This window comes from Finegoldia magna (assembly GCF_003182075.1).
Lineage (GTDB): Bacteria > Bacillota > Clostridia > Tissierellales > Peptoniphilaceae > Finegoldia > Finegoldia magna.
The window spans coordinates 46651-66727 of record NZ_QGTH01000010.1 but is presented as its reverse complement, the minus strand read 5'-3'; the positions used below and the strand labels follow the sequence as shown (position 1 = coordinate 66727).

Genomic DNA, 20077 nt, shown 5'->3' with positions numbered 1-20077 from the left:
TCTAATGTAAATTTCAAAAGTTTTTTTGACTTAGGAACTTCTTCGCAGTTTTTAACCTTTACAACTCTAAAATCAGATTTTGAGAAAGTTTCAAAGTCTACCATATCTTCAAATAATGGTTCAACTTTCACTTTTGAAAGGTCAATTTCTTCTGTCGTAAGTTTGTCGTAAGTTTCGTAAGTTTCTTTTGACAAACCCCCATTTTCTGCCTTTTCTAAGCCTATTGGCTTCATTGTTGGGAATAGTTTCTCGGATAACGTACCATTCCTTAAAGTTCCAGTTTATCCCATAATATAGCCATTTAGTAAAAGTATTGTCCAGTGCCATTGCTTAGTATTAATGAAGATTTTGTTGTCTTTTTTGTTGTCCTTAGTTTTTGTGTGGTCTTTCGAAATTCATGATTTAAAACACATCTAGATTCCTGGCTAACGCCTCCATGGATTCTTGCAATTTCCCATCATTTACTTCAGCATATATATCCATTGTAGTTTCTACACTAGCATGTCCCATAATTTGTTGAATAACTTTTATATTCGTCTCGCTTTCACAAAATCTTGAGCAAAATGTATGCCTCAAATGATGGCAGGAAAAGTGAGGAATTAACAAAGGTTCTCTTTTTTCCTTTTTTGCCTTTACTATCTCTTCTGCATTGTATGACTCATATATCCTTCTTATAGCTCTATTAATTGATGCTGGATTGTGAATCATTCCAAAACGATTTATAAAGATAAATCCAGTCATCCCATCTACCACTACCGGACAAAAACCTTCTTTTTTTCTTTTATCATATTCTTCCTTCAAGACTTCATACACTGGCTCCATCATCGGTATAACTCTTATTCCTGCTTCCGTTTTAGGTAAAGATACCTTAAACTCGCACTTATAAGTATCTTTTTTTCTTGGATAATAAGTCATACTATGATTAATGTCTATAGTCCTATTTTCAAAATCTACATCAGACCATCTAAGTCCAACTACTTCTCCTATCCTACATCCCGTACCTAATAAAACTGTAAAGATTAAGTTCCAGTTGTTATATACTGGGCTTTCTGCAATATAATTCATAAAAGCCCTTTGTTGCTCTACTGTTAAAGCATGCCTGGTTTTCTTTTTGTCCTTACTTTTCTTTTTTATTTCAGCCATAACGCCATCGCTGGGATTATTTCTAATGATTTCATCTCTAACCGCTAACTGAAAGGTAGGATGTAAAATTGTATGAATCGTTTCTAATGAGTTGATTTGTAAACCCTTATTATTGATAAGGTCATAATAAAAATAAAGAACATCGGAATATTTTATGTCTCCAATTTTATTTTCACCAAACCCATCTCTTATGAATCTATCATACATATAGACATAGTTTGTATAAGTGGTTTCTCTTAGTTCTGTTTTTGTAGAAATATATCTATCAAATACAAAATTAAGTTTTGCTTTGCCAGCAACATATACATCTAGACCATCTAACTGGTCTTTGAAGAGAATTGCCTCACGTTCACGAAGTTTTTTTAGATCCTTTGCATAGATAAATTTTCTTTTTCCATATATGTCTTTATAAGAATATGAATATCTATTGTCACTTTCTCTATAAGTTTCGCCCTTCCTTAAAGCTCTTCCTTTATTATCTTTTCTAGCTACCATTCATGATCTCCTTCCTTTTGAAAAGAGATTTCATGCAAAATGCCAGTTTATTGTTCTTTGTACAATAAAGTCAAACCTTTTTTTACTGCTTGAGTAAGGGATAAATTATGAGATTTTATATACTTCTTCAGTTCCAAGTATTCTTCTTCTGTAAATCTTACTGTAACTCGTTTCGTACTTGGATTTTTAATTTTTGGTCTTCCTGTTTTTACCAAGTTTTCCTCCTTTTCTATTCTCATAACTTATCTATATTATACTTTTTGTCCGACACTTTGTCAATCATAAACCCCCTTTCCAAATTATCTTTTATATACCTGGTAACCTGAATGTTTCTAAGTATTCATTTAGTATTTCACAGTTTACAAGAACAATTTTATTTAGCTTATAGACAGCTCCCGCTTCTTTTGCTAATTCTTCAAATTTACTTTGACTCATTGAATAAAGTTCTGCACCTTCTTTATATCTAACAAACTTTTTATCATTATGTTTATTTTTCACGAAAGCCTCCTTATTTTATTAAATTAAATATAAGTTTTTTGACATTGACAGGCGTGTAGGCCACGACATTGGAATTTCACCACCGCCCCTTTTCTAGATGGGCCGGCAACAACTTTAGAAGTATCATTATCCCTACTTGTATCAAAGCATCAGTTGCCAAAGCTGAATCTATAATCTCTTTTATCGCTCGTTTCCTTTTATCCTTCTGGTATCAGCAGAGTATTCATTTAAACCGAGTTCTACCTCAGCAGAAAAGTCTTGGCGAAAATCTTATAAGGCTCCACAAGTAGTTAACGTCCTGTATTGGTCTATTAAGTTGTCATGGTTCAATTTATGTTTAAAGGAAAGTAAAATTTACCCCCTTATATATAGGGACAGAAAAGAGTGGTTTGATAACCAAATTTATAAAGATATTTAAATAAAAAATAATCCCCATTTTTTTCATGGGGATTGTTTCTAAACTTACATAAATGTTGTCATTAAATCTTTTAAGAGAGTCCTTAATTTGTCAAAAACCTTATGTTTTCTTTTATTAACTGCTACTTGAGAAATTCCTAAGATTTTTCCTATCTCTCTTTCAGTCAATTCTTTTTCTATAAGAAGTTTAATTAGCCTTAATTCTTCTTTATCTAGCTCTGAAAACGATTCTTTGACCCTCAAAATTTCTTCATTCTTCAAGATTTTTTCTTCTATATTGGATGTCTTATCTTCTAAACTTTCAATGTAGTCTTCCTGCGGGCTTCCATTTTGTTCACTACTCTTTAGCATATAGTTTGACGATGAGTAAACACCATACCTTCTTTCTTGTCTTAATATTCTTTGTTCAGCCTTTCTTGCTTCTTCAAAAATTTCCTTTATATTATCAGGAAGTTCCACTTCTTTACCCTCTATATAGTATTTTCCATGGTAATATCCATTTTTATTATTCGTATTCATTTTTCCTCCTTCAGGCCTTGATATTAGTAATTGTTATCAATAGATAGCTTGAGGAGGGCCTCTGATATATGACATACTCACTTCCCTTTTAGCAAAAAAAAGATAGACTCGTCGCCTATCTTTTAGAAAGTGATGCATGCCCTTGACAGCTTTTCTAAACGCTTCTGCGTCGAGCTGCATATAAACTTGCTTTTAATTCATGTTTTTTTATATTTTTATAGCTTTTACTTCATATTTTTATTATAATAGAAGTTATTATTTATTTAAATGGTAAGAGGAGAGGTATTTTGAAATTCCACGAAAAGATTAAATTATTGAGATCTGAAAAGGGATTGACCCAAGAGGAACTTTCTAAACGGCTAAGGGTATCTAACAGAAGTTATATTTCTTGGGAAAAAGGGGAAAGTATTCCTAGGGACTTAAGGGTTTATTTAGAACTCACAAAGGTGTTTTCTGTTTCATTGGATTATTTGTTGTTAGGTATTTCGAATGATGATGATATAGAAAAGGCAATTCAGGCAAAAGAATCTGTTACTAAAGGATTAGATGCCGTTTCTGATTTGTATTTTGTTTTTAAAGCAAATAATCTCTCTATGAAAGAGAGATTATTTTTGGAGGAAAAAGTTGAAAAAATGTATCTGAATATTAAATTGATAAATTATAAGTTTGAGAAAGAAGGTGAATTTTAATGTTTTTAGTTTATTTATTGTTGGTTGCATTGCCAATTTTATACTTTTTCTTTTGGCTTACTGTTGGTATGTCTATTGCTAAATTTGCTGTTTTTGCTTTAGATAAATTAGTGATCTTTGTTTTTATTGCTTATCTTGTGCATAATCATTTCTCCATCATTCATAGTTCTGGTTACTTTGTTTATTTCTGGGATATATTGTCAGGACTTGTTGCGGCTGCTGTCTATACCTTTATATTCAATAAAATTTATTCATTATTTCCGCTGTTAGGCAGTATACTAAATTTTATCATCTCTTATCTAGGAGTAATGACTGTATATTGTCTTCTGATTGTTGCTATACGAGGTGGAGATAAATATTTTATTCCACTCTTGAATAATGAAACACTTAATAACATTGTTAATTATATTTTGATTGGTGTTCTTGCAATATTCCCCTGGAGAAAAAGAGAAGAGTGTTTAGAATAGTTATCTCGCAATAATCACCAATTCTCCAAGTATGATTCGAAGTGTTTCATCAATCTTGCTTTTATTTTTTATCATTATATATTATACAGTAAGTTTCTTATATGCAGAAGTATCTTTTATATCTTCATATAGCCCTTGATTCACTATTCTTCCTTTTTCCATAAAGACATACCATGGATCATATTTTTTTATGTTTTCAACCCTGTGAGTAACTAATATCAATATTTTATCTTTAGCTATATCATTAATCAAAGAAAAAATTTCTTTTTCAATTATTGGATCAAGTGCTGAGGTTGGTTCATCTAATATTACAATGTCCGCATCTCTGAATAATACTCTTGCTAGTGCTATTCTTTGCCATTGGCCCTTTGACAATTCTCTACCTCCAAACCAGCATCCCATTTGTGTGTCTAGTCTATGTTCAAAACTATCCACTACATCACTCAACCCTACTTTGTTTATAGCTCTACTGATTTTTTTACTATTATTTATATGACTTATCTTTGAAAAAGCAATATTTTCCCTTAGAGAAAGCTCGTATTGGTTGAAATCTTGAAATATTACAGTAATTTTTTCTCTATAATTGTTTTTATTAATTTTTCTTAACGACATACCATTAACAAAAATCTCTCCTTCAAAATCATCATATAAACCAGCTAATATTTTGATTAATGTGCTTTTGCCAGAACCATTTGTTCCTAAAATTACAATTGGTCTGTCCTTTTTTATATTTAAATCTATATTAGATAAATCTTTTTTTAACCCATTATATCCAAATGATAAGTTTTTAATTTCTATGCTAGCTATTTTTTTGTAAACTAGATTCTTTCCTTTGCAAACATTGCCAACATTTGTGTCTAGAAATTCATAATAATTGTCCACATATAATTTGCTCTTATATATTTCTGTGATGCTAGAAAGTAGATTGTTGAGTTTGTTCTCAATTAAATCTAATGAATAAATATATCCCATTATGTTACCAATTTTTCCATTATTATTGATAGATTTGATAATAACTGTAACTATCAAAAATACTTTGATTGTAATTTCTAAAATCGAAACTAATATATTTTTTGTAATGTGCAATTTTAATATAGATTTATTGGTGTTCTTTACAATGTCTTTGTGCCTTTTAAACTTTTCTATTAAATAGTTAGCAATATTAAAGCTGATGATTTCTTTGATAGCAATATTATTTGTCAATAAATAGCTAAAATAATCGCTCTTCCTTTGATGCTTAATATTTTCTTTTTCTTTATCATAAGCATATTTTCCAATCTTAATACTTGAAATAGTAGAAAATATTGGAATTATAATGATAACCCCTAAAAGATAACTATCTATAGACCTAACAGCAAAAATAACTGAAATCATTGAGATTATACTTTCAACCAGCTGCAAAAAATTAAAATAGATATCTTGAACTTTTAATTTTCCTAAGCTATAGGCCTTTGTTATGGTAGTATATACATCTTCATTTTCAAAATCTTTAAGGTCTAAGGTTGAACATTTTATTAAGTATTCATTATCCAAGTTATAATCGAGATTAATAGCAATCATTTGATTAGTGTAAGATCTAATATTTTGCACAATAATAATTATCAGATTAACGCTGATAAACAACATTATGTTTTTACTTATACTCGTCCCTTTAATTATCGCATCTTGTATTCCATTTACTAATTGTTGGATTGAATAGACATTAATTCCAGAAATTATTCCAGAAATAATTATAATAATAAAGTTTAAAATAAATAAAAGTTTAGAGTTGCTAAATACTGTTGCTAGTGACCTACAAAGTGTCTTTATCATATCATTTACACATCATTATCTATTTAATTTGACCGTTAAATAGTCATATATAATTAATTGTACTAATCCAAATATTAACATGACATAAGGCAACCACATTACCAACCCTAAATGGATATAATTAGGAAATGGTAGTTGGAAAAACACTTGGCTTATACCACAGGGACTTAGGTTCATAATATATTGAATTAATTTTGATTCTGGCCTTATGAAAATAGCTAGTAATCCATAAATTGCAAAACTTGATATCATAATCGTTAAAGCTATTTTTGATTTCTTTGATTTTGAAGAGACCAGCATGGCTAAAGATCCCAAAGCTAAACTACCAATAAATCCCCCAATTATTTGAATTAGAATAACCTTTTTATAAGTTAAATTTCCTGGAGAAAAAGCCATGTCAATTTGGAAGCTTGTCTTTAATCCATCTCCACCTAATGCTAGATATACTATAGCTAAATATGAAAGCATCATTAAAAGATAGATTAGTGCATTGAAAATAGTGCCTGCTATTAGTTTAGAAGAGTGAAACTTCTTTTGTCCTAAAGCTGTCCTTGCCACAATCTCATACAATCCATTTTCCTTCGCCTCTGTAAAAATTGTGGCGGAAACAAAGATAATAAGAATGAGACAGATAATGATCAGCATGGAAAGCCATTCAATGCTGTCTCCCCAAACATTGTGATTAATCCCCATAACAAAGGGTTTGTCTACTTTCTCCTCCATCTTCCAAATTTTCTCAACTATTTTTTGATCCTTTATATCATCCGTATATTTCTTAAGCATATCTTGACGAAGGCTATAGTAGTCTCTGGCATATTCAATAGGTATGTCTACATCATCCCATTTTACGATGGTCATTTTATCTTTAATGGGAAAGCGTAAAGAGTCCATAGGACCTATTAAACTTTCTATTTCTAGAAGTTCTTTTGTTATGTTTCTTTTTTCTTTCTCTGAGTCCCAAGTGCTGTTAAAGATATCCCTAGCCATCATAAGCTTATCTTCTGTTATCTCTCCTGCAATCTCTTTATCATATTCATTAATAAGTTCAATGGCTTCTTTGCCTTTTACAATTTGTATGCTTCCATCTTCTAAAACTTTATCTGCACTGACTCCCTTTAAAAAGAAGAAAGCCGTTACTATGCCTATTCCTAGTACAAATACTAAAAAGAGCAGATTGATCTTTTTACAAAATATGTTTTTTAATTCCAATTTTAAAGTTTTCATTATCTGCCCCCTTCTATTGTCCATAGATAAAAATCATTCAGTTCAGGCTCTTTATAAACGGAATTGTTCGTTAATTTTTCTTTTCCAACATATCGAATGTGATTTCGACTATTATCTTCTCTATCAAGATTTGTAGTAACACCACCCATGGATTGAATTAATTTTTCTCCATGTGTTATCTGTTCATTATTTAAATAATCTTCCCATACACATCCATCTAAAGACTTAATAGCTTCCTTATAGCTAATATCTTGTAAAATTCTTCCTGCTTTAATAATTAAAAGATGATCTACAATGTACTCAATATCCGATATTATATGAGTTGAAATAATAATGGATTTATCTCTAGATTTTCTCGAAATAAACTCTTTAAGATTTCTTCTCTCGCTTATATCTAAGCCACTTGATGGTTCATCTAGGATAATAAAACTTGGGTTTCCCAAGAAAGCTTGAGCTATACCCACTCTTTGCAAAGTTCCCCCTGAAAGGTCTCCAATCCTATTTTGAATGTATTCGCTTAGGTTTAAATCTTGACAAAGCTCTTGAATGTTTGCTTTTATCTTTTCATCCTTAATCCCTTTATATACAGCTATATATCGTAAATAATCAAATACTTTCATTTCTTTTGGTGCTCTGAAATTTTGAGGAAGATAGCCTAAAGTAGAGAAAAAGCTCTCCTGGCTATTATTTTCATTTTCATAAATAATTTTTCCTGAACTTTCTTTTACCTCCCCAATCATAATTTTCATTAAGGTGCTTTTACCTGCCCCATTAGCTCCTAACAAACCATAGATTCCATGTCCTATTTCCGTATTTATCTCTTTTAAGACTGTCTTTTTACCGTATTGTTTTGATATTTTTTTTAAATTCATATTTTCACCTAAAAATATCAGCAAGCAATAGCAAAAAATTTTGATAATGGCTTGCTGATATCTGTTTTTTTCCTATTAAGTTACAACTACTCTATATCTCCAGATCCTCTTATAGTCCAAAATGATTTTTTTGAATTATTAGCACTATATTTAGTAGAAGAACAAGAACATCCGCACTTGAAACACTTGTCTGTACCTCTTGCTGTAGCGTACGCTTTTTCTCCTGAACACATACAAGCCATTGGAGTTGCACCGCCATTGTCAAAAACTTCGCTAGGTTTTCTTCCTAATGGATTTACTAGTTTCATTGTCTCACCTCCTCATATTTTAGTTTTTCCAATTACAATTTATGATTATTGACTTAACTAAAGTCATAATCATCCAATATTGATAAAGCTTCTGAATTTAATTCTAAGATTTTATGATATAATTCAAGATTTTTTTCTATATATATCCTATTCATTATGCACTTACTGTGCCTTAATTTTAGATTTATACCTTCATGATCATAACAATTCATATAGCACATCCCACATAAATGCACCGCCCAACAATCATTGCAATATGGAATAGTTTGCTCACAATAATCTGTTACATAATGTTTTTTTATTTTGCCTAAATCTAAACCTTCATAAACATTTCCTATGTCTGGTGCTTCTCCAAGTTTCTCGCATATTAAATATTCTCCTTTTGTTGTAACATACACCCTTCTTGCTCCTGGTACACAACATCCGCACATATAATAAGACTCCATAGGACTATCAAATAACAACCTTCGATGTATCATTGCTAGCTCTTTAATAACATTATCCTTGGCTATTATTTTTGATGTAATATTCTCATTTTCACTAGGACTTGCCCAGTCAAATAACGGATCAAAGTATCCTTTGATTTTTTTACTGTTGCAAATTATTTCTTCTTCAATAGGACTATCGATACCTAAATAATCCATTTCTTTATCCTTGGTTGCAACAAAAGAAGATGTGAAGACTACATCACTTGGTAACCATTCTTGACTTTCAAAATAATGCTCTATACTGTTCAAGTCATGTTCATGATATTCTGGTAAAACTGAATTTATTCCTAAAGATAATTTACTTCCATTTTTGCTAAATTCATTTATAATCAGTTTTGCTCCCCTTACAGCATCATCAAATGTTCCCTTGCCATCACCATAAACTCTGTATTTATCATTCATATATTTAGGACCATCCAAACTTATGGTAATATGTATTCTTTCTCCTAACCTTGAAAAATAGTTAGCCATATCTCTATCCACTAGTGTTCCGTTAGTGGTCAAAGCGTAAGATATATTTTTCCCCTTAATTGTTTCACAATAATCTATACATTGTTTCAATAAATCAAACTTTAAAAGTGGCTCGCCGCCATAAAAGCTTACAAAAATCACCTTTTCATCTTGACTGTGTTCGATTAAATCATCTATTGCTAATTTTGCGACTTCAAAAGTCATATCATGATTTCCAAATTCTCTATATCCACCCTGCCCTTCCTGATAAATGCAATACTTACATCTCATATTACACTTTTCAGTTAATTCAAGAGTGATTTGAGCCCTGTTTCTAAGTAGTTGATTTTCCAAATCGCTAATCTGAACTCCTATATAAGAATTTAATTCTGGAGCTAGTAATATATTTTCGTTAATAATAGATTCGTAAACGTCTGATTTCGACTGACTACTAATTTTTACAGCTTCATCCCATTTATTATCAAGAATTAAATTTAATAAATCAAATACTTCAGGCTCGACTAGAAATATTTTCCCAGTACCTAAGTCATAAAAATATTTTTTATTATTGCTTTCAAAGCAGCGGCCTAATCGTTTATAGTTCCTACATTGAATTTTACTTTTAATTTTATTCAATATGTCTTCCTTTATCATTGCTGCCTCCTAATATAAAAAATCTCCATGCTTGTTATAAATTATTATATAACTTTGCATGAAGACGTTTGTTCATAAATCCGCAAGAAAAAATGAATATTTTATGAAGTTTTAGTAGTCGCAAGATATTAAATTTGGTAGGAAAATTTTTATTATAAAGTTTCCACCTTGATATTCTGCTTTAATTGTTCCACCCATATTTTCAATTATAGCTTTACTAATAGCTAAACCAAGACCACTTCCGCCTATATTGGGATTTCTAGATTGGTCTACTCTATAAAATCTATTAAACACTCTACTTAAATCTTTTTCAGAAATATATTCAGATTTATTTGATATCTCTATATTCAGTAATCCATCAGTAATTTTTGCTTTAATTTTAATAGTCGAAAATTCTTTTGTATACTTCACTGCATTAGTAATAATATTTACTAATGCTTTCGCCAGTTCTTCTAGATTTGCTATTATTCTAATACTATCATCCACATTTATATCAATAATTAGACCTTTGTTTGAGTACTCTGGATATAATTCGTCTGAAATTTGATCTAAGAATAATTTTAAATTCTCTTCTTTTTTAGATTTGTTTTTATGTTCAAAATTATATTTTGAGATATAAAATAAATCTTCTAGTTGTGATTGTACTTCGTAAGATTTTTCTAACAAAGTGTTTATATATTTATCACGTGATTTTTCAGACATATCATTATCATTTTTTATAAGAGTCAAGAATCCTATGATTGATGATAAGGGTGTTCTAATATCGTGTGCAAAATCAGCAATCATTTCATCTTTAATTAAGTAATTGTTACTATATCTATTTACTATTAAGTATTTTGTGCTCAATTCAGTAAGAGCTTCATAGAACTCCTCTCTTTTATCTTCTTCTGACAAATCTATATGATTAATATAACATTTCATAATCCTTATACAATTTTTTTCAATATTTAATTTTGTGTTCTTTTCTATAAAATAGCCTGTTATTATATATGTTAAAACTAATATAATAAGAATTAGGCAAATAAAAATTAAAATATCAGATTTTAGCTTACCCCATAAAAGAATTCCACTAATTCCTTCAATATTATCATTAACATAAGAATCCTTCATATATATGCTTATAAATTTATTTCCTAATTCAAATGATGCTGTATAATTAATCGCTTTCAAAATAATAATTATTATTGACATTACAAAGATAATTATTGCTAATTTTTTTAACCATTTTTTCTTATTCAATTTTATACCCTACTCCCCATATAGTTTTTAAAAAACTACAATCCTCTCCTAATTGTTTTATTTTTGTTCTTATGTTTCTAATATGCACACTCACAGTATTTGAGTCTTTTTCAAGATACTCTTCCCCCCATACACTTTCAAAAATATTTTCAGAGGAAATAATTTGGTTTGTTTTCTCCATCAATATCTTCATGATTTTAAACTCTATAGGAGTAAGACAAAGGCAATGATTATTGATTGAAAATTCATGAGTGGATTCATTTATGTTTAAATTTCTATAAGTGATTGATTGTAGCACGTTTTCGTGAACTTCTTTATTCATCAAATGAATTTTTAACCTTTGTACCAATTCGGCTATGTCAAAAGGTTTTTTTACATAATCACTTGCTCCAGAATATAATCCTGTCAAAACGTCATTTTGTTCTGTTTTAGCTGTAAGTAAGATAATAGGATAGTCATATTTTTCTTTTAAAATTTTTAGAATAGATAGTCCGTCTACTTGTGGCATCATGATGTCCAAAATAAGGCCATCTACAGGATTTCTTAATAGATATTCCAATCCTTTTTTCGAATCTACAAAAGATACAACTTCATAATCTTCACGTACTAAACAGGCTGTTAGAAGTTCAACGATTGAAATATCATCATCTATAATCGCTATTTTACTCATTGTTAATCACCGCCAAAATTTTTTCTTGCTTATTATTAGTTACAATTATACTATTTTTCAATTTGTTTTTAAACATGATTTGTTAACTGGTAATATAAAAGAAAAGATATTATAATCTAATATAGCTGAGGATTGAAAAAAAACAGTCACATTTAAAAGCAGAGCAGCCAAATCTATGGTTGCTCTGTTTTCTTGTATGACGGGCATGTCCTAAGGCTGGGGTGAAATTCCCTACAGAGCGTAGTTACCAACGAATCTAATAGCGACCCCGAAGTTTTAGGTGGCGACATCTAGGAGAGAAGAACGGGTAGCGAAATCGTGGCTTGACGAACAGAAACAGAATATAAGGCGTAACAGGTGGGCAAGCTAGCAAGAGATAGCAAAGACCCAAAAGGTAACCGTAAACCCAAAGCGTAAATTCTGCAAGTAAACGATGAAAGTATTAGGACTTATCCCGTGAGGTCTCATAGACGACGCAGTAGTAACAACGAACTATGAGAAGTCAGCAGAAGTCATAGTAGGTGGAAACACCGAAGGACCGAACAATTTAACAGCATAAGCAAAATGTATGTAGCATAACAAATCTGACAGAGAAAGTAGAAGAAACGTAAATGAACTCAAAATCTCACACCTAAGAAAAAGTTATGTAAGCGGAAAGGAGCAAGTGCACACATGGAAGATAATTTAATAAATCAAATCCTAAACCCAGAAAATATGCACCAAGCCAAAGTAAAAGTTATCTCCAATAAAGGAGCAGCTGGAACAGACGGAATAAGTGTAGAAGAAATAGATGAATACATCAAAGAAAATTGGGCAAGGATAAGACAAGAAATAATCGAAAGACGCTACAAACCACAACCAGTACTCCGAGTAGAAATCCCAAAACCAAACGGAGGAAAAAGAAAACTCGGAATACCAACAGTAATGGACAGAATAATCCAACAAGCAATCGTACAAGTACTAACCCCAATAATAGATAAAAGATTTTCTGAAACAAGCTATGGCTTCAGACCAGGAAGAAACTGTCAAATGGCAATAACCAAAAGCCTAGAATACTTAAATGATGGATTTGAATGGGTAGTAGACATAGACCTAGAAAAATTCTTCGACAAAGTGCCACAAGATAAACTAATGAGCATAGTCCATGAGCATATCAAAGCACCAGACACAGAGTCACTAATCAGAAAATACTTAAAAGTGGGAATAATGAACAAAGGTATATACGAAAAAAGTGAAATAGGAACGCCTCAGGGAGGAAACCTATCACCACTCCTAAGCAACATCATGCTAGACAAACTAGACAAAGAGCTAGAAGCAAGAAAGCTTAGATACACAAGATATGCAGATGATTGTCTAATATTTGTAGGAAGTAAAGCAGCAGCAACAAGAGTAATGCATTCAGTAACAAGATTCATAGAAAACAAACTTGGCTTAAAAGTAAATGCAGAAAAAAGCAAAATAACAAGACCAAACAAAATAAAATATCTTGGATTTGGCTACTGGAAAGACAACAAAACAAATCAATGGAAAGCACGAGTCCATGAAACATCATTTAAAAGATTCAAGGATAAAATAAAGAAACTAACCACAAGAAAATGGCCAGTATCCCTAGAATACAGAATCAAAAAGATAAATGAAGTAATAAGAGGCTGGATAAACTACTTTAAAATAGCAAGCATGAAAAGCAAACTAAAAAGTTTTAGCGAGCACCTAAGAACCAGACTCAGAATAATATGCTGGAAAATGTGGAAAGTACCAAAGAAAAGACAATGGGCGTTAAGAAAAATGGGAATAGTAAAAGACCTAGCAAGATTAACATCCTATTGTGGAAACAGATACTACTTTGTAGCAACAAAAACCTGCTTAGTAAGAGCAATCACAAAAGAAAGATTAAGTAAAACAGGCTTAATTGACCCTTATGATTACTACATAAGCAGGTCATGTGTAAATTAAATTGAACCGCCGTATGCCGAACGGCACGTACGGTGGTGTGAAAGGGGCTAGATCTTAGCCCCTATTCGATTTACTATAGAAATTTAAGAATTAAAAAAACAACTAATTTATAAGGAGATGATTATATGACAAATCGAGAAAGACCTAATGGTATTTATATCATGCTATCAGATGAAGAAAAAGAAATTTTGAATGAAAAATATAAGTTGTCAGAATGTAAATCCCTAAGACAATTTATTTTAAAATGTATCCTAGAAAAAGAGATATTTGTTTTGGATATGAATCCTTTTAGAGAAATGTCTTCTTCTATAGGTAGGACTACGGGATCAATTAATCAAATTGCTAAACGCACAAATCAAACTGGTATGATTTATAAAGAGGATATAGACGACTTAAAGAAATTACTTAAAGAGCAAAATAAAATGATTATAGAGATGAGAAAGAAACTCTTCAATACCTCTTTCCCTTCCACTAAATCTTTGGAGGAAAAATAATGGCGGTTACAAAAATACACCCTATTAAATCCACCCTTAATTTGGCCTTGGATTATATAATGGATAAAGATAAAACAGATGAACAAATTTTAATCTCTTCTTTTTTGTGCAATCCTGATACTGCTCATTTAGAATTTGAGCAGACTAGAGCTGAGTGTAATTCAAAAACAAAAGTCCTAGCAAGACATTTAATACAAGCTTTTCTTCCTGGTGAAGTTACACCAGATCTTGCTCATGAAATTGGAATACAACTTTGTGAAGAAATTTTAAAAGGAGAATATGAATATGTTCTAACCACTCACATTGATAAGGGCCATATTCATAATCATATACTTTTTAGTAATGTCAATTTCAAAACTGGCAAGGCCTATCAAAGTAATAAGAAGTCTTATCACCAAATTAGAAATATAAGTGATGAGCTATGTGAAAAATATCATCTCAGTGTTATTGATGAAGAGTATAGACAGTTTAAAAAGCTTTACTCTACCAAAGGTAAATCATATAAGGAGTATATGGAATTTAAGAAAGGTAATTCCTGGAAATATAAATTACAAGTAGCTATAGATAAGGCTGTTTTAATGTCAAACTCTTATGACAATTTTTTAAAGATTATGGAGTCATTCAACTACGAAATTAAGTTTGGGAAATATATCTCTTTTAAGCACAAAAATCAAACTAGATTTACCAGATCAAAAACCATTGGACCTGATTATACCGAAGAAGAAATCAAAAAGCGTATCAAGAGTCTTGATAAAAATAAAATTCATAATTCAACTTATAATCTTGAAAAGAAATCTTTAAGACATAGAAACCTAGTAAGCATAAATAAAAATCCCAAAGTTAAAAAGTCTATAGGCTATGAAGTATGGGCTAATAGATTTAATATGAAACTTACTGCTGAAACATTAAATGAACTTAGAAAAAATAATATTAAGGACTATTCCGAATTAGAAAGTCTTATCCAAAATCAAGCGTCAGAGAGACAAAATACCTTAATAGAAATCAAAAAAATTGAAAAGGAAATGGATGATATTAAAGAAGTAGTAGAAGAACTCCATCTCTTAAAAATTTACAAAAAAACTTATGATGCCTACCAGTCTGATCCCAACGATAAAGATTTTTATGAAACCTATAAATATCAAATTACCTTATATGAAAAGGCTTATAAAAATTTATTAGAAAAGGGGATAGTTAATTTTAATATCCATTCTCTTTCAGAAAGGTCTAAAAAATTATCTTCAGACAAGTCTAAAAAGATGAAGGATTATGAAGTGCTAAACGCTAAAATAAACGAATGCTATTCTTTAAAGAAGACTATTGAACAATATCAGGAAATAAATAAGGAAAGGTTCTGAAGCATCTTTTACTAATCTCTCATTTGTAGACCAACTAAGGAAGTCAATAGTTATTTTAAAAATTTTTTTGAAAATTTTTTCAGTCGAAGAACTTAAAAATGTGCATAGCAAATAAACCTCATATATTTTCATTTTTTGAGGCAACACTTTTAATAGTTTATGCGACTAACTTACTTTTTTCTCGAATTAGTTTTTGATGTTCTTCGGGTGTTCTTAATTCAAATGATTTTTGGTTTCTGAGAACAGCAAAAATAATTTGAACCATCTTTCGCATTATTGCACACATTACAACTTTGTATGGTTTTTCAGCTATTTTCTTTTCAAAATAAGCTCGCATAACAGGATTTAAATACTCTCTGTTGCGATTTGGATACACATTAGATTTAGCCAGCATATGGAGAATTGAGCGAACATGAGGTGATCCTCTTTTAGAGATTTTATTGTTTTTCCTATTGTATGTTCCACTTTGGGATACTCCTGGATCCAATCCAAAGAAGGCAACTAATTCTTTCGGTTTCGAGAAATTGGAAATATCTCCAAGTTCTGATAAAACGACACATGCTGTATACTCTCCAACGCCTGGAATACTTTGTAAAAGCACTATTTCTTTATGAAACTTTTCATCTAAAAGAGATAGTCTTTTAATTTCATCATCAATTGCTTTCAAAGCTTCCTGTAAACTGAAAATAACCCTCACAGTTGTTTGAATAAGTACTGCTGAACTAAGGCTTACTATACAAACTTCAATAGATTTTTCAGCAGCTTTAAATAGTTTTTCATATTTTGCTTCGGCATAGGAGCTGCTTTTATGTGAATTTTCTTTTATCAGTTGAATAATATCTTGCTTATTTTCAGGAGATAAGACTTCCTGTATAGTAGGATATTTTTCAAGCAAAGACAAAGGTGTTTTCCCTTGCAAATCCGCAAATACTTTCTTGAAATCTGGAAAGGAAATATCTAAAAAAGCGATTAGTCGGTTGATGTGTTCCACAATTTCATCCGTCAATTCTTTATGCTGTCTGCAAAGCTTTTTGATACTGTTAACGGTATCTGAGTGTGTAATTGTTTCGTTGTAATTCCTAATACGATATAGCAACGCTATATTATATGCATCTGTTTTATCTGATTTAATTTTTCGGATATTGATATTTTTCAATGCTCCACTTTGAATCGGATTAATTACAATGACTTCGTAATTATGCTTACGGAAAAAATTAGCTAAAATTTGATGATAGTGTGCAGTAGCTTCCATGATAATTACTGCTCTGTCTTTGTACTCATCTTCTACCTTTTCAAGTACATATATGAGCGACCTCATACCAGTAATATCATTAGAAATTTTAAGTCTTTTGATGATGTCATTATTAGGTGATAGAATACAGATATCACTGAAAGCTTTACTCACATCAATTCCTACAACAATTTTTTCTGACATAATATACCTCCTATAATTTGGGATGCCCTGTTAATCCAAAACCACAACAGGCTCACGAGTTATACAGGTAATCAATAAATGAACCTAACCAACCGAAAAGATGAAAGGCAATGGAATGAGGGTGGAGTCTACCAAATGAGTAATTCCTAAATTGGAAACCCAGCAAGCACATAAAACAATCCCATTTCATCCCTAATATCTATAATTTTATCATAGATGATTAGGTTCATTTTTAAGAACTATGCTTAAAGCTGTTCTTATACTATTAGTATATGAGCAAGCACAGTAAGTGCATATGCACTTACGAAAAAATAAACTTGGCAAGAAAAAATTCTCTGCCAAGTTTTATTAATTTTTGGGATTCTCCCAAACCCTATTCGTATAATTTCTAAACACTTAGTCTTTTATGATATATTATTTTTCACTAATAAAATTGTAATGCAAGGCTTAATTCTGTTATTAATATTGCTAAGTTTTTCCTTACAATTATCATCCTTCGAATATTGTTATATTTTTAAAAATTTCCCAAAAGTATGAATATTTATAGTAAAACAAAATTCCTTATCTCAGCGTAGCTAACTATTCATTATCTAATATCTTGAAAATCACAAACAAATTATCGGTTTATTTAATATAATTATTCATTTGCATTGTTGGAATGCTCAATCAATAAAACTCTCTACGAAAAGTAACAAAGTATAGAAAAAATAAAACGTTGTTATAGAAAACTACTTCTCAGAAGTTTTTTAATTTTCTACTTTTTTTAAATAGAGTTCCAAGCTATTCAAAACGCATTTTTTTCTATAAAAGTTAATCTATCATCTAAAATTTCACATCCAAGCAGAGTAGAATTGATTAAATATATAGGAAAGTTAAAAACTCCTTCTGAAAGAGTTTTATTGCTTTTCTTTCTTATATATATTCTCTAAGCTTTTGAATTGTCTTCTTTTTTAATTCATAAAACAATTTTTTTAATTTTTCGCTTTCATTAAGTTCACACAAAAACATCGTGTATATTGGAATGTAGGCGATACCTTCTAGTACCTTCTCGGCAATAATTTCTGCCAGCCTTTTAGGCTCCATGGTATTTTTGTTGACGCTTAATAGTTCATCTAAATAATCTTCTAGTTTCTTGTAGTCTTCTTCGATGATGTCATATAAGATTTCATCTGTACTTTTATAATGATGATATATGCCACCAGTAGAAAGTCTTGAATCGTTCATAATATCGGTGATTACAGTATTTTTAAATCCCTTTTCTACAAACATTTTTTCGAAGCTTCACAGATTTTTCGTTTTTTTGTACTTTTATCTAGTCTTCTTTTTTTCATATCTGCCTCTTCTTCTTTCTTATTTAAAATAAAACTTGGCTGAAAAAACTCTCTGCCAAGTTCTATTGATTTTAATATTTTCAGAAAATTTATCTATCTTAAACTCTCGTTCTTTTGCAATCTATCACCTTTTTACCTGCCAAAACTAACACAAGTCCCAATGCCGTTATTCCTATCATAAGATTTTTTCTTGTCATTATTTCCTCCTCAGTTATTACTATTCCTGTTGAAGCTTTGCTACTGTTTTTTTATATCTCCAAACGCCTAATACAAAAACAATAAAGTCTGTGATTGGCTCGGCTAACCATACACCTGTAAGTCCAAGCAATTTAGGAAGTATAAAGATTGCAGGCACAAACAATATGATTTGTCTCAGCATAACGAGTAGCCCTGCTGATTTTCCATCTCCTATAGCTTGGAAAAATGTAATACACATAATCATAATTCCGTAGGTTATATAGACACTATAGAAAATTCTAAAACTTGGTATACCTTGGATTAAAGTTTGTCCCTCTATCCCAAATAATCCTAGAAGCTTTTCTGAAAATATTAAGGACGGTATCCAAAACAAAGCTGCTAATACTACTGAACTTAGAGAGAATACCTTAAATACTCTTTTTACCCTATCATAGTTTTTAGCTCCAATGTTCGCTCCTATCGCTGGTTGTAAACCTTGGCTCATACCCCATAATGGGATAAATGAGAAAGAGAATACTCTAAGAGATGCGGCCATAATTGATCCAGCACTTTCCCCACCATTTGCAAAAGCGGAATTATATAAAAGAGTCTGTTGTATGATAGATAATACCTGCATTAACATTGCAGATACTCCAATAGCAAACATCTCTTTATAAAGTGTTCTATCCGCTTTTATTCCCTTTATCTGTACAATCTTACTTTTCTTTTTAAAGTGGAAAATTGTCATTATGGCTTGGAGTATTTGTGCAGTAACCGTAGCAATTGCTGCTCCTTCTATTCCTTTATCACCCATTGCTTTCATGAGAATAGGGTCTAATATAATGTTTATTAAAGCTCCTGTTCCCATTATTATCATGGCATCTTTCATCAATCCTTCACCACGAATAACCATATTAGAAGCTTGTGTAAAGTTGACAAAGAATGAGCCTATGAAAATAATTTTCATATACCTTACTGCAAGAGCCTGTATGTCTGGTGTTGCTCCCATAATAGAGAGTAACTGGTCGGTAAATACAAGTCCCAGTACAGTAACAATGGCTGATAATAAAACCACCCAAAACAAGAGATTATTCATTATCTTATCTATTGTTTGTTGATCTTTACGTCCAATAGCTCTGGACAGTATTGATGCAGAACCAACTCCTATCAGCGTAGATATACCCGAGTTAATAAAGGTCATAGGCATAGCTATGCCGACTGCTGTCATTGCTTGATTTCCTAGAATTTGTCCCGCAAAAATCCCATCCATTAAGGGATATAAGCCAATAATCACCATACCTATAATGGCAGGGACTGAAAGCTCCAACATAAGCTTAAAGGGTTTTTCTTTTAATAATTTATCTTCTTTTTCCTTCATTAGGTCACT

General features: G+C 30.8%; 19 protein-coding genes and 1 pseudogene. 5 read left to right on the top strand and 15 right to left on the bottom strand.

The genetic code is table 11. The annotated features are described in order from the left end of the window. The 5 genes and pseudogenes from DES33_RS05510 to DES33_RS05490 form a co-directional block, all read right to left on the bottom strand. A pseudogene (locus DES33_RS05510) lies at positions 1 to 245 on the bottom strand (lysine--tRNA ligase); the annotation flags it as partial. Between the two features lie 157 nt (positions 246 to 402). Further along, positions 403 to 1638: a site-specific integrase gene (locus DES33_RS05505; protein ID WP_110058333.1), complete on the bottom strand. Its 1236-nt coding sequence runs from the start codon at positions 1636 to 1638 to the stop codon at positions 403 to 405. Positions 1639 to 1685: 47 nt separating this feature from the next. Next, the gene (locus tag DES33_RS05500; RefSeq protein WP_249033615.1) at positions 1686 to 1877 is read right to left on the bottom strand and encodes a CopG family transcriptional regulator; all 192 of its coding nucleotides are present in this window, start codon (positions 1875 to 1877) and stop codon (positions 1686 to 1688) included. 67 nt (positions 1878 to 1944) lie between these two features. After that, positions 1945 to 2136, bottom strand: coding sequence for a DUF6462 family protein (locus DES33_RS05495; protein WP_019035163.1), 192 nt, complete (start codon positions 2134 to 2136; stop codon positions 1945 to 1947). Between the two features lie 462 nt (positions 2137 to 2598). Beyond that, the gene (locus DES33_RS05490) at positions 2599 to 3072 is read right to left on the bottom strand and encodes a sigma-70 family RNA polymerase sigma factor (protein WP_110058332.1); all 474 of its coding nucleotides are present in this window, start codon (positions 3070 to 3072) and stop codon (positions 2599 to 2601) included. A 287-nt stretch (positions 3073 to 3359) separates the two neighbouring features. Here DES33_RS05490 and DES33_RS05485 point away from each other — a divergent pair, with 287 nt between their 5' ends. After that, positions 3360 to 3761, top strand: coding sequence for a helix-turn-helix domain-containing protein (locus DES33_RS05485; protein WP_170111624.1), 402 nt, complete (start codon positions 3360 to 3362; stop codon positions 3759 to 3761). After that, complete coding sequence (locus tag DES33_RS05480; RefSeq protein ID WP_110058331.1) at positions 3761 to 4228, top strand: conjugal transfer protein; 468 nt, start codon at positions 3761 to 3763, stop codon at positions 4226 to 4228. The genes DES33_RS05485 and DES33_RS05480 overlap by 1 nt, the downstream gene beginning before the upstream one ends. 81 nt (positions 4229 to 4309) lie before the next feature. On the opposite strand, the gene DES33_RS05475 is transcribed toward DES33_RS05480, so the two are convergent. From DES33_RS05475 to DES33_RS05445, 7 genes are all read right to left on the bottom strand, one after another. Continuing rightward, entirely contained in the window at positions 4310 to 6040 is a 1731-nt protein-coding gene (locus DES33_RS05475) for an ATP-binding cassette domain-containing protein (RefSeq protein ID WP_110058330.1), read from the bottom strand. Between the two features lie 15 nt (positions 6041 to 6055). After that, a complete protein-coding gene (locus tag DES33_RS05470) occupies positions 6056 to 7264 on the bottom strand; it encodes an ABC transporter permease (protein WP_110058329.1) in 1209 nt (402 codons plus the stop codon). Then, on the bottom strand, positions 7264 to 8136 hold the full coding sequence (locus tag DES33_RS05465) for an ATP-binding cassette domain-containing protein (RefSeq protein ID WP_019035151.1): 873 nt from the start codon (positions 8134 to 8136) through the stop codon (positions 7264 to 7266). The genes DES33_RS05470 and DES33_RS05465 overlap by 1 nt, the downstream gene beginning before the upstream one ends. 86 nt (positions 8137 to 8222) lie before the next feature. Further along, positions 8223 to 8444 (bottom strand): Apre_1838 family putative sactipeptide bacteriocin, encoded by a 222-nt coding sequence (locus tag DES33_RS05460; protein ID WP_019035150.1) that lies wholly within the window; start codon positions 8442 to 8444, stop codon positions 8223 to 8225. Between the two features lie 53 nt (positions 8445 to 8497). After that, positions 8498 to 10036, bottom strand: coding sequence for a radical SAM protein (locus DES33_RS05455; protein WP_019035149.1), 1539 nt, complete (start codon positions 10034 to 10036; stop codon positions 8498 to 8500). Between the two features lie 111 nt (positions 10037 to 10147). Next, positions 10148 to 11227 carry a sensor histidine kinase gene (locus tag DES33_RS05450; protein WP_170111623.1) on the bottom strand — a complete coding sequence of 360 codons (1080 nt, stop codon included), beginning with the start codon at positions 11225 to 11227 and terminating at the stop codon, positions 10148 to 10150. Positions 11228 to 11267: 40 nt separating this feature from the next. Next, positions 11268 to 11945 carry a response regulator transcription factor gene (locus DES33_RS05445; protein ID WP_110058328.1) on the bottom strand — a complete coding sequence of 226 codons (678 nt, stop codon included), beginning with the start codon at positions 11943 to 11945 and terminating at the stop codon, positions 11268 to 11270. 672 nt (positions 11946 to 12617) lie between these two features. Here DES33_RS05445 and ltrA point away from each other — a divergent pair. The 3 genes from ltrA to DES33_RS05430 all read left to right on the top strand — a co-directional run bounded on the left by ltrA (position 12618) and on the right by DES33_RS05430 (position 15747). Then, positions 12618 to 13898 carry a group II intron reverse transcriptase/maturase gene (ltrA, locus tag DES33_RS05440; protein ID WP_110058327.1) on the top strand — a complete coding sequence of 427 codons (1281 nt, stop codon included), beginning with the start codon at positions 12618 to 12620 and terminating at the stop codon, positions 13896 to 13898. Positions 13899 to 14023: 125 nt separating this feature from the next. After that, positions 14024 to 14392, top strand: coding sequence for a plasmid mobilization protein (locus tag DES33_RS05435; RefSeq protein WP_101540588.1), 369 nt, complete (start codon positions 14024 to 14026; stop codon positions 14390 to 14392). Beyond that, on the top strand, positions 14392 to 15747 hold the full coding sequence (locus DES33_RS05430) for a relaxase/mobilization nuclease domain-containing protein (protein ID WP_110058326.1): 1356 nt from the start codon (positions 14392 to 14394) through the stop codon (positions 15745 to 15747). Before DES33_RS05435 ends, DES33_RS05430 begins: the two co-directional genes overlap by 1 nt. Positions 15748 to 15904: 157 nt before the next feature. Here DES33_RS05430 and DES33_RS05425 read toward each other — a convergent pair whose 3' ends face one another. The 3 genes from DES33_RS05425 to DES33_RS05415 all read right to left on the bottom strand — a co-directional run bounded on the left by DES33_RS05425 (position 15905) and on the right by DES33_RS05415 (position 20068). Continuing rightward, a complete protein-coding gene (locus tag DES33_RS05425; protein ID WP_110058325.1) occupies positions 15905 to 17182 on the bottom strand; it encodes an IS110 family RNA-guided transposase in 1278 nt (425 codons plus the stop codon). 912 nt (positions 17183 to 18094) lie between these two features. Further along, a complete protein-coding gene (locus DES33_RS05420; protein ID WP_110058324.1) occupies positions 18095 to 18451 on the bottom strand; it encodes a TetR/AcrR family transcriptional regulator in 357 nt (118 codons plus the stop codon). Positions 18452 to 18730: 279 nt separating this feature from the next. Continuing rightward, positions 18731 to 20068: an MATE family efflux transporter gene (locus DES33_RS05415; protein WP_110058323.1), complete on the bottom strand. Its 1338-nt coding sequence runs from the start codon at positions 20066 to 20068 to the stop codon at positions 18731 to 18733. Positions 20069 to 20077 lie beyond the last annotated feature (9 nt).

Excerpts from the sequence above, each read along its gene's own strand:
- DES33_RS05425 (WP_110058325.1), bottom strand. The coding sequence starts at position 17,182 with ATGTCAGAAAAAATTGTTGTAGGAATTGATGTGAGTAAAGCTTTCAGT.
- DES33_RS05445 (WP_110058328.1), bottom strand. The coding sequence starts at position 11,945 with ATGAGTAAAATAGCGATTATAGATGATGATATTTCAATCGTTGAACTT.
- DES33_RS05465 (WP_019035151.1), bottom strand. The coding sequence starts at position 8,136 with ATGAATTTAAAAAAAATATCAAAACAATACGGTAAAAAGACAGTCTTA.
- DES33_RS05415 (WP_110058323.1), bottom strand. The coding sequence starts at position 20,068 with ATGAAGGAAAAAGAAGATAAATTATTAAAAGAAAAACCCTTTAAGCTT.
- DES33_RS05475 (WP_110058330.1), bottom strand. The coding sequence starts at position 6,040 with ATGATAAAGACACTTTGTAGGTCACTAGCAACAGTATTTAGCAACTCT.
- DES33_RS05455 (WP_019035149.1), bottom strand. The coding sequence starts at position 10,036 with ATGATAAAGGAAGACATATTGAATAAAATTAAAAGTAAAATTCAATGT.
- DES33_RS05470 (WP_110058329.1), bottom strand. The coding sequence starts at position 7,264 with ATGAAAACTTTAAAATTGGAATTAAAAAACATATTTTGTAAAAAGATC.
- DES33_RS05490 (WP_110058332.1), bottom strand. The coding sequence starts at position 3,072 with ATGAATACGAATAATAAAAATGGATATTACCATGGAAAATACTATATA.
- DES33_RS05430 (WP_110058326.1), top strand. The coding sequence starts at position 14,392 with ATGGCGGTTACAAAAATACACCCTATTAAATCCACCCTTAATTTGGCC.
- ltrA (WP_110058327.1), top strand. The coding sequence starts at position 12,618 with ATGGAAGATAATTTAATAAATCAAATCCTAAACCCAGAAAATATGCAC.
- DES33_RS05505 (WP_110058333.1), bottom strand. The coding sequence starts at position 1,638 with ATGGTAGCTAGAAAAGATAATAAAGGAAGAGCTTTAAGGAAGGGCGAA.
- DES33_RS05420 (WP_110058324.1), bottom strand. The coding sequence starts at position 18,451 with ATGTTTGTAGAAAAGGGATTTAAAAATACTGTAATCACCGATATTATG.
- DES33_RS05500 (WP_249033615.1), bottom strand. The coding sequence starts at position 1,877 with ATGAGAATAGAAAAGGAGGAAAACTTGGTAAAAACAGGAAGACCAAAA.
- DES33_RS05480 (WP_110058331.1), top strand. The coding sequence starts at position 3,761 with ATGTTTTTAGTTTATTTATTGTTGGTTGCATTGCCAATTTTATACTTT.
- DES33_RS05450 (WP_170111623.1), bottom strand. The coding sequence starts at position 11,227 with ATGTCAATAATAATTATTATTTTGAAAGCGATTAATTATACAGCATCA.
- DES33_RS05460 (WP_019035150.1), bottom strand. The coding sequence starts at position 8,444 with ATGAAACTAGTAAATCCATTAGGAAGAAAACCTAGCGAAGTTTTTGAC.
- DES33_RS05435 (WP_101540588.1), top strand. The coding sequence starts at position 14,024 with ATGACAAATCGAGAAAGACCTAATGGTATTTATATCATGCTATCAGAT.